Source organism: Methylobacterium sp. E-005 (genome assembly GCF_022829725.1).
Lineage (GTDB): Bacteria > Pseudomonadota > Alphaproteobacteria > Rhizobiales > Beijerinckiaceae > Methylobacterium.
This window is the reverse complement of record NZ_JAKSYG010000067.1, coordinates 1-7678: the sequence shown is the minus strand read 5'-3', so window position 1 is coordinate 7678 and position 7678 is coordinate 1. Positions and strand designations below refer to the sequence as shown.

The 7678-nt window shown below is 66.1% G+C and carries 15 protein-coding genes and 2 tRNA genes; 15 read left to right on the top strand and 2 right to left on the bottom strand.

Features of this window, described 5'->3' with window-relative positions:
- Positions 1-92 precede the first annotated feature (92 nt).
- Genes MKK88_RS07425 through MKK88_RS07380 form a run of 10 tightly spaced genes read left to right on the top strand, consistent with a single transcriptional unit; the run spans position 93 to position 5614 of the window.
- On the top strand, positions 93-857 hold the full coding sequence (locus MKK88_RS07425) for a hypothetical protein (RefSeq protein WP_243998393.1): 765 nt from the start codon (positions 93-95) through the stop codon (positions 855-857).
- A complete protein-coding gene (locus MKK88_RS07420; RefSeq protein WP_243998391.1) occupies positions 850-1824 on the top strand; it encodes a DUF5131 family protein in 975 nt (324 codons plus the stop codon). The genes MKK88_RS07425 and MKK88_RS07420 overlap by 8 nt, the downstream gene beginning before the upstream one ends.
- Positions 1821-2354: a hypothetical protein gene (locus MKK88_RS07415; protein ID WP_243998389.1), complete on the top strand. Its 534-nt coding sequence runs from the start codon at positions 1821-1823 to the stop codon at positions 2352-2354. Before MKK88_RS07420 ends, MKK88_RS07415 begins: the two co-directional genes overlap by 4 nt.
- Before the next feature lie 54 nt (positions 2355-2408).
- The gene (locus MKK88_RS07410; protein WP_243998387.1) at positions 2409-2711 is read left to right on the top strand and encodes a hypothetical protein; all 303 of its coding nucleotides are present in this window, start codon (positions 2409-2411) and stop codon (positions 2709-2711) included.
- Complete coding sequence (locus MKK88_RS07405) at positions 2708-2896, top strand: hypothetical protein (RefSeq protein WP_243998385.1); 189 nt, start codon at positions 2708-2710, stop codon at positions 2894-2896. Before MKK88_RS07410 ends, MKK88_RS07405 begins: the two co-directional genes overlap by 4 nt.
- Positions 2893-3498 carry a DUF1643 domain-containing protein gene (locus MKK88_RS07400; RefSeq protein WP_243998383.1) on the top strand — a complete coding sequence of 202 codons (606 nt, stop codon included), beginning with the start codon at positions 2893-2895 and terminating at the stop codon, positions 3496-3498. Before MKK88_RS07405 ends, MKK88_RS07400 begins: the two co-directional genes overlap by 4 nt.
- Positions 3495-3737 (top strand): DUF3310 domain-containing protein, encoded by a 243-nt coding sequence (locus tag MKK88_RS07395; protein WP_243998381.1) that lies wholly within the window; start codon positions 3495-3497, stop codon positions 3735-3737. Before MKK88_RS07400 ends, MKK88_RS07395 begins: the two co-directional genes overlap by 4 nt.
- Positions 3727-4014 (top strand): hypothetical protein, encoded by a 288-nt coding sequence (locus MKK88_RS07390; RefSeq protein ID WP_243998379.1) that lies wholly within the window; start codon positions 3727-3729, stop codon positions 4012-4014. Before MKK88_RS07395 ends, MKK88_RS07390 begins: the two co-directional genes overlap by 11 nt.
- Positions 4015-4037: 23 nt before the next feature.
- Positions 4038-5057, top strand: a complete 1020-nt coding sequence (locus MKK88_RS34060; RefSeq protein ID WP_243998377.1) for a tyrosine-type recombinase/integrase — start codon at positions 4038-4040, stop codon at positions 5055-5057.
- The gene (locus MKK88_RS07380) at positions 5054-5614 is read left to right on the top strand and encodes a hypothetical protein (RefSeq protein ID WP_243998375.1); all 561 of its coding nucleotides are present in this window, start codon (positions 5054-5056) and stop codon (positions 5612-5614) included. The genes MKK88_RS34060 and MKK88_RS07380 overlap by 4 nt, the downstream gene beginning before the upstream one ends.
- 50 nt (positions 5615-5664) lie before the next feature.
- Here the strand turns inward: MKK88_RS07380 and MKK88_RS07375 are convergent.
- Positions 5665-5738 (bottom strand) — tRNA-Gln (locus MKK88_RS07375).
- Between the two features lie 176 nt (positions 5739-5914).
- Here MKK88_RS07375 and MKK88_RS07370 point away from each other — a divergent pair.
- From MKK88_RS07370 to MKK88_RS07350, 5 genes are all read left to right on the top strand, one after another.
- Positions 5915-6004 (top strand) — tRNA-Ser (locus tag MKK88_RS07370).
- Positions 6005-6082: 78 nt separating this feature from the next.
- Positions 6083-6349 (top strand): hypothetical protein, encoded by a 267-nt coding sequence (locus MKK88_RS07365; RefSeq protein ID WP_243998373.1) that lies wholly within the window; start codon positions 6083-6085, stop codon positions 6347-6349.
- A complete protein-coding gene (locus MKK88_RS07360) occupies positions 6346-6633 on the top strand; it encodes a hypothetical protein (protein ID WP_243998371.1) in 288 nt (95 codons plus the stop codon). The genes MKK88_RS07365 and MKK88_RS07360 overlap by 4 nt, the downstream gene beginning before the upstream one ends.
- Positions 6630-6833, top strand: a complete 204-nt coding sequence (locus MKK88_RS07355; RefSeq protein ID WP_243998369.1) for a hypothetical protein — start codon at positions 6630-6632, stop codon at positions 6831-6833. Before MKK88_RS07360 ends, MKK88_RS07355 begins: the two co-directional genes overlap by 4 nt.
- The gene (locus MKK88_RS07350; protein WP_243998367.1) at positions 6830-7003 is read left to right on the top strand and encodes a hypothetical protein; all 174 of its coding nucleotides are present in this window, start codon (positions 6830-6832) and stop codon (positions 7001-7003) included. The genes MKK88_RS07355 and MKK88_RS07350 overlap by 4 nt, the downstream gene beginning before the upstream one ends.
- A 194-nt stretch (positions 7004-7197) precedes the next feature.
- Here MKK88_RS07350 and MKK88_RS07345 read toward each other — a convergent pair whose 3' ends face one another.
- Entirely contained in the window at positions 7198-7416 is a 219-nt protein-coding gene (locus MKK88_RS07345; protein ID WP_243998364.1) for a hypothetical protein, read from the bottom strand.
- Positions 7417-7678 lie beyond the last annotated feature (262 nt).

Here is a 7678-nt window from a genome sequence, read left to right as displayed (position 1 = left end):
CCGCGGCTATCTCAGCTGCTGACGCCATCGCCGCCGACATCCGCAACATCATCCGCGAACGCTTTACCACTCAGGGGAAAGGACACTGACCCATGCCCGTCACCCCGATTACACCCGCCCAGACCGACGCCCTGGCGAAGCTGCCTAACAGCGCCATTGAAGCCGGCTGCATGGCGGCATGGGAAGTTTCACGCCCCTTCATTGCGCGCGAGTTCTGCGGTGGGAAGGATCCCGGCACTTGGGCCGAGCAAGAGGAGTCCCTTCGCGATATCAGCCGGCAGGAAGTCCACGCCGCATATCAGGCGATCCAAGCCGCTACTCGTACTGGCAGCGACGCCCTGGCGAAGCTCGCAGAGATCCCGGCCGTAGGGAGTGAGGAAAGGGATAAATGGGTAGACGCAGCTTACGCGAACATCTTGCAAGACGGGGCGGCTAGTTGGGTGGATCACGTCAATGATGAGGCCATCCTCACCCTCATGTCAGAAGCACGGAAGCAGGGACAGAGGGATGCATTAGGAGCTGGCGAAACAGCCATGTCGCAGGCTGCCGTTGACGTGCTGGCGGAGCGCCGCCGGCAGGTCGAGGCCGAGGCGTTCACCCGGCTGCATGATGAGCAGCACAATGACGGCGGCGAGATATGCAGGGCTGCTTGCTCTTACGCTTATGAGGCTGGGCGCACCCGCCAGCAGCGTTCAGACTGCGAAGGCAGCGCGCCGCCGATGTGGCCCTGGGATCTGTCGTGGTGGAAACCGACCACGCCCCGCCGCGACCTGGTGAAAGCCGGCGCCCTGGTGCTCGCCGAGATCGAACGCCTAGACCGCGCCTCCCTCGCGACGGGAGGCGCCCGTCATGGCTGAGACGACCGGCATCTCCTGGTGCGACCGGACGTGGTCGCCGTGGATCGGCTGCACCAAGGTCAGCCCGGCATGCGACGGCTGCTACGCTGCGTACCTGATGGACACACGCCTTGGCCGCGTCCAGTGGGGCCCGCACGGCGAGCGCAAGCGGACCAGCGAGTCCTACTGGCGCAACCTCGCGAAATGGGACCGGGAGGCGCGGGCGGCCGGGCGCACGATCAGCGTGTTCCCGTCGCTCTGCGATCCCTGGGACAACGCGGCGGATCCCGGCATCCGGCGCGAGTGGTTCGCCGTGATGCGGGAGACACCGAACCTCCTGCATCTGCTCCTGTCGAAGCGCCCGCAGAACGCGGTCGCAATGGCGGAGGCGGCCGGCGGGTTGCCGGTGAACGCCGCTATCGGGGCCACGTGCGAGAACCAGGAGGTCGCGAACCGGAACGTCCGACATCTGCTCGACGCGGCGCGCGATCTACGCCCGGCCTTCAGCTTCGTCTCGGCCGAGCCGCTCCTCGGGCCCATCGACTTCACCCGGATCGTCTACGGCAAGGCCGGCGATCTCACGGTGGTCCGCAATGCTCTGAAGGCCTCCGACATCGAGCGGATCGACTGGGTGATCACGGGCGGAGAGACTGACCAGGGCAAGCACCGAGCCCGCCCCACGGCCACGACGTGGCTCCGGCAGATCCGGGACGCCTGTGCGGCCGCCGGCGTGCCCTATCACCACAAGCAGAACGGGGAATGGCAGGGCGGCATCACGGCCCGCGATGGCGAGCCTGGGCAATTCGCTCTGCACTGGGCCGAGGCTCCGGGCCGATGGAGCTACCTCGATCACGGGCCGCGCCAGTTCGCGCAGTTCGGCGCCGACGCCCGCATGACGCGCGTCGGCAAGAAGGCCGCCGGCCGCCTCCTCGACGGGGTGGAGCACAACGGCATGCCTGAGATAACCGCGATGGGAGAAACTCTATGAGCGATGCGCCGAGAGAAGCTCGATCCTTCGAGGCCATTCGCCGAGAAGATCTAGAGCGGCTTGCGCAGATAGCTGTCGCTTCGTTCGAGGACCTATTTGACCGCCGCGAGGCTTCACGCGTCTACCGCGGGCGCTTGCGGCTGCTGTGCTTGTGCCAGGGCGCAGCGCTGCATCTGCGCGACGGCTCGCGCGGGATCCACGACTTCGACATTTGGGGCTTCTTCGAACCCCATCCTGATCGAGCCTTTCCGCCACGCTGGACCCCGGAGGCTGACTTCGGACTTTCCCGCTTCGGCAAGAGTCCAGGCGATCAGGAGCACGAAGGGCGCAAAGTCGACGTCTGGGGGCGATCCATCGAGTTCCGGCCTGACGAAAATGCCATCACTGCGGTGCGCCGGTGGATCAGCTCAGGTGGTGGCCGAAGCCCTGGGTTCATCCGCCGGCGGCCGGTGATCGTCATCTCGCCGGGACCGGATTTCGGAACCTGGATCTGGCCGGACATCGAACGGTGGAGCGGTGGCGATGCTTGATCAGCAGCTGCAGTCGCTCGCCCCGGCCGACGCGCTCGACATCGTGGGGGCGGCATGAGCGCGATCAGCGCTGAGGCGCACCTCGACAAGATCCGGCAGGCCGTCATCCGAAGCCGCATCTATCGCGTGGACAACGACGCCCTTCGAAGTGCGCCGAGCGACGTGCTCGACGGATGGGCCTTCGCACGCGAGGTTCAGCCGCTCGTCGATCGCGGCATCCTCGCCACCGTTCCAGTCGAACTGGCAGACCAGACGCTCGGCAACGCCGTGTCTTGGTGCTTCACCGACAAGGGGATGCAGTTGGCGAGCAGTTGGCTTGGCGATCGGCGTGCGCCCGATACCGGGAGGGCGGCATGAGCGCGAACCGCATGTCCTACAGTCCCGAGTGGGGCGCCCTGCTGCTGGGCATCATCTGGGTGCTCGGCAGCGCCGCGATGTTCTGCCGGACCGACGATCCTGGCTACGTCATGTCGCTTGGATGCGGCGGCTACATTGTCCTGAACGCTATTGACCTGCTGACGATGCGGTGGGGGCGAACATGAGCGCCGCCGCCCTCGCCACTCGTGACCTGTTCGGCGTGCCGTTCGCCGACACCATCGCCCGCTCGGCCAACCTGTCCCGGTGCGGTGCCTACCGATTCACGCTGACCCGAACTTGGTCGAGCGAGGGCGGCCACGTCTGCTTCATCGGGCTGAACCCGAGCACCGCCGACCACCGGCAGGACGATCCGACGGTGTGCCGCTGGATCCACTTCGCCCGGTCCTGGGGTTACGGCGGCTTCACTGCGGTCAACCTCTACCCGCTGCGCACCTCGTCGCCGGCCGAATGCCGCGCCTGGGCCCAGTACATGGACGACGGCCCGGACTGGTACGCGCGCGACCGGATCCACTTCGACAACCTGCCGATCCTCGTGCGCGAGGCGAAGGCGGCTGCGCTGGTGGTGGCCTGCTGGGGCGCCGGATCCTGGGATCCCGAGTTCGTCGACCACGTGCTCGAGGAGATCACCACCGGTGAGGTGCCATGGCCGGACGTGCATTGCTTCGGACCAACAGCCGATGGCGCGCCGATGCACCCGATGGCGAGGGGGCGGTCGCGGATCCCGGACCATGCGCGGCCCGTGCTGTGGAAGGAAGGTTCGCGATGAGCGAGCACGACGCAGTCAACCACCCGAAGCACTACACCTCCCACCCGTCGGGCGTGGAGTGCATCACGGTCACCGAGCACATGGGCTTTAACGTCGGCAACGCCGTGAAGTACCTCTGGCGGGCTGGTCTGAAATCGCCAGGCGCCCTGGAGGATCTGCGAAAAGCGCGATGGTACGTCGACCGGGAGATCGCCCGGCTGACCGCGGAGAAGGAGCGGGGAGGGGGCAGTGCCGCGTAGCGTTCGTGCATCAGAGGAAGGGAAGGGGAGAGCCGTACCGCTGCCCGCAAGCCGACTGCTGACGCTGCCCGAGGCGGCGGCCTATTGCCGGCTGTCGGCGCCGGCCTTCGAGCGGGCGTGCCCTGTCACACCGCTCTCACTGTCGCCGGACGAGCGGCTCGACAAGCGGCTCCTGCGCTACGACCGCAAGGCGCTCGACCGGTGGCTCGACGGCTTGTCCGGGCTGACCGACGATGTCGCCGATTCGACCGACTGGGGCGCGAAGGTGTTTGGGTGACGACACGACACAAGATCGCGGGCGTGAAGCGGTTCTGGTCCGCGAAGGCTGGAAAGACCTATTACTACCACCGAGCAAGCGGCGCGCGGATCCACTCCGAGCCGGGCACCGCCGCTTTCGTCACCGAGGTCGACCGGCTGAATCAGGCCTGGAAGGCGAAGACGGTCGCCAAGAACACGCTTGGCCACCTCATCTCCGAATATCGAAAGACCCCGGAGTACATCCGCCTCAAGCCTATCACGAAAAGGGACTACGAGCGTGTGCTGATTATGTTCGAGAAAGCCGGCGGGATGCCGCTCTCTGCGATCACGCGCGCCCAGATCTTCACATGGCGGAATCAGGCTTTCGCCAAGCACAAGCGCCGCTTCGCGAACTACGTGGTGCAGGTCCTGTCTCGCATGCTCGGGGTCGGGGTAAACCTCGGGCTGCTGGAGACGAACCCGGCGCTGCGCGTGGACAAGATCCGCAAAGCCACGGGCGAGACGAACCGGAACAGGCCATGGACGAGCGACGAGCGCGAGGCGGTGCTCGCCGCGGCGCCGATCCAGCTGAAGGCGCCGCTCGCATTCATGCGCTACCTCGGCGCCCGGTTGGGCGATGTGCGCACGATGCCGGCCGCGTCCTATCAGGACGGGATGATCACGTTCCGGACCGGGAAAGGCGACGTCGAGGTGTGCGTCCCATGCCCGATGCCGCTCGCTGTGATCCTCGACCAGCGGCTCCCGAGTCGGACGCATCTGTTCGTGACATCCGAGGGAACGCCTTGGACGGACGGCGGCTGGAATGCGTCGTGGCGCAAGCTGCGCACGAGGCTTGAGGAGGCGGGGAAGGTCCGGCCCGGCCTGACGGCGCACGGGCTACGACACAGCGTCGCGACGGACCTACGCGAGTTGGGCAAAACCGATCGGGAGATCGCCGACATCCTCGGTCAGCGGACGACCTATGCCACGCCGGTTTATCACCGGACCGCGGACATGAAGCGCTCAAATGCCCGCGTGATGGGCGAACTGCACGGGGGGCAGCCCGAGGACGGGTCCGCATGAGCACGGCAAACCCGAAAGCCTACATCCAGACCTTCACATCAAAGGACCGCAGCTACTGCTACTTCCGGCCGACGCCTGAGATGCGCGCTCGCGGAATGCGGCGGACGAGGCTGGTCAGCGACGATCCGGTAGCAGAAGCGGCCCGGCTACTCGAAGAGGCTATGCAGACGGAGCCCAATACCGCGCGCCGCTTCGAAAGACACATCAGGATCATCTACCGGAAGGCGCTGCGCCGAGCTCAGGAGCGCGGCATCGCGTTCGCCATCGACTTCGAGGACGTAGCTGCCGCGCTGACGCGATCGAACCTTCGGTGCGAGGTTACAGGCTTGCCGTTCAGGATGGAGACGGAACACGACGGCTACCGTCAGCCATGGCGGCCGAGCATCGACCGCATTCGCGCTTCGGGCGGCTATACGGCCGACAATATCCGCATCGTCTGCGTGGCCGTGAATACGGCGATGGCGGACTGGGGAGAAGACGTGTTTTGGGCTGTCGTACACGCCGCTCGGCGAAAGAGGCCGCCGAAGACCGTTCCGGCTAAACGGCAAACCGAATAGGCAAACCTGTCAAAATTTACGGGGCTGCCTGTCTAACTGTTTGATTTAGGTGGCTGGGGGACCTGGATTCGAACCAGGACTAGAGGAGTCAGAGTCCACCGTTCTACCGTTAAACTATCCCCCAATCGGCCGTAGGCCGTGTCCGTCCGTCATCGTGACGGCCTTGGACCGGCCGCGCTGCATCCAGCGGCGTCAGGCGTGGGCGGTCAGATAGGCGGATTGGCTGCGCAGGTCAACCGCTCTTCTTTGGTTGACGGGGGATCGGCAGGCGCCGTAACGGTCAAATCGCGGATGCCGTCGGGAAGGGTGGCCGAGTGGTTTAAGGCAGCGGTCTTGAAAACCGCCGTGGGGGCAACTCCACCGTGGGTTCGAATCCCACCCCTTCCGCCAGCTTTCGTTGTTTTCGCACGCAAATTCGGCGCGGGTCGCGTTTTACCCCACCATTTACCCCACCAGCTGACGGGTTTGATGGCCAAAGAGATCCCGAGCGTCGCCGACCTACGCCGCAAATCCGAGGTGTCGGACGACGAGATCGAGGCTGCGAGTGCGGCCTACCTCGCGGACGAATCGGCCCCGCCCTTCGCCTTCAAGTCCGGCCACACCATCGACGTCGCCAAGGCGATCGAGATGCACCCGCAGGCCAAGGCGCTGCTGGCCGACGAGAAGACCAAGCCGGGCCTGCGCCGCACGATGGTGAAGACCGCCGTGATCCTGGGCTTCCCGGTCCAGGGATGAGCGAGCCCATCGGTCTCGAGGCCGGCAGGCGGCACTGGTTCTACGACAGCAAGGCCTTGGTTGCGCTGTTCTGCCTTCTGTCGATGATAGTCATCGGTTGGCAGGTCAGTCGCTTCGAAGGCTTTGAACCGATTTTCACGTGCGGCAGCCGCGAGGGGATCGACGAAGAGGTGTTCTCTTCCGGTATGAAGGCATGCATGGCCGACGCACAGACGCAGGCGGCACAAGCCCGCTGCATGCACGTCGTCTACGTGCTGGCGTGTACCGACGAGAGATGGCGTTGAGCGGCCCTGAGACCGAAGTGCATCGCGAGCAGCTGCGCAAGCGCCTGGTGGTGCGCCTGGGCGGCTTCATCCAGGGCATCGGCTTGAGCGTTCTTGAGGCGCAGGAGATCGTTGAGCGCGCGATCGCCGACGACCCGGCGGCGTCCGCCGAGGACATCGAGGCGAAGGCCCGGGCCTGGATGCTGATCGCGCTCGCATGATCGACGACGCCGACCCGGTCCTCGATGCCGTCGATGCGCTGCGGGCTGCCGGCATCGCTGTGGCGCCGATCGGCGACGACCTGGAGCGTTGGCAGATCGGGGATCTTATCTTCTCGGATGTTGACGTACTGCAGCTGGCCGAGAGCCGCGGGTTGGTCGAGGCGGCATAAATCGCCGATGCCGGAGATTCCCGCCCCTCGCGGCGCCCGGCCGCGCCACGACATCCGCCCGCGCGTGCTGGCGACTCTCACACCCGAGCCATCGACCGCCACCGAGATCGCAGAGCGCGCCGGATTGCCAGGGCGGGAGCGAACCCTGCACGCCGCCCGTGCGCTAATGCGCCTGGAGGAAGACGGGCTCGCCGTCAGGGGCGGGACGCCGCAGGCGCCGCGCTGGAGTTCGGCAGCGGCCGGTCCCGCCTCTGGATGATCCGCGCCCGGTCCCGAAGAGTGACCTCGTGCGTGGGCCACTCCAGGCACGCCGCATCGAACGCCGCGATCGCTACCGGCAGAGGATAGATCGTGGCGAGGTGCAGCTCGATACCGCCGCCAGACTCCTTCCAGACCTCGATGGTGTAGGGCACACTTGGTGGCACCGGCGGAACCTGCTTCACCGGTTGCGGCAGCGTGATTGCGGCGAGGCAGAGGTGCTCGTACTTCCGCGCGGGCGGAGCTCCGGGCGGGCGCTGATAGCGGCACGAGGCCGTGGCCTGCCCCCTGAAAAGTGGTCCTCCCTGAGGTATGGCTTTGAGCCATGTGGAGGATGTCGTCATGGGACGGAAGAAGCATACGGCTGAAGAGATCGTTGCTAAGCTGCGGCAGGTCGATGTCTTGATCTCGCAGGGT

Coding starts and splice junctions, on each gene's coding strand:
- MKK88_RS07425 (WP_243998393.1), top strand. CDS start 93: ATGCCCGTCACCCCGATTACACCCGCCCAGACCGACGCCCTGGCGAAG.
- MKK88_RS07420 (WP_243998391.1), top strand. CDS start 850: ATGGCTGAGACGACCGGCATCTCCTGGTGCGACCGGACGTGGTCGCCG.
- MKK88_RS07415 (WP_243998389.1), top strand. CDS start 1,821: ATGAGCGATGCGCCGAGAGAAGCTCGATCCTTCGAGGCCATTCGCCGA.
- MKK88_RS07410 (WP_243998387.1), top strand. CDS start 2,409: ATGAGCGCGATCAGCGCTGAGGCGCACCTCGACAAGATCCGGCAGGCC.
- MKK88_RS07405 (WP_243998385.1), top strand. CDS start 2,708: ATGAGCGCGAACCGCATGTCCTACAGTCCCGAGTGGGGCGCCCTGCTG.
- MKK88_RS07400 (WP_243998383.1), top strand. CDS start 2,893: ATGAGCGCCGCCGCCCTCGCCACTCGTGACCTGTTCGGCGTGCCGTTC.
- MKK88_RS07395 (WP_243998381.1), top strand. CDS start 3,495: ATGAGCGAGCACGACGCAGTCAACCACCCGAAGCACTACACCTCCCAC.
- MKK88_RS07380 (WP_243998375.1), top strand. CDS start 5,054: ATGAGCACGGCAAACCCGAAAGCCTACATCCAGACCTTCACATCAAAG.
- MKK88_RS07365 (WP_243998373.1), top strand. CDS start 6,083: ATGGCCAAAGAGATCCCGAGCGTCGCCGACCTACGCCGCAAATCCGAG.
- MKK88_RS07360 (WP_243998371.1), top strand. CDS start 6,346: ATGAGCGAGCCCATCGGTCTCGAGGCCGGCAGGCGGCACTGGTTCTAC.
- MKK88_RS07350 (WP_243998367.1), top strand. CDS start 6,830: ATGATCGACGACGCCGACCCGGTCCTCGATGCCGTCGATGCGCTGCGG.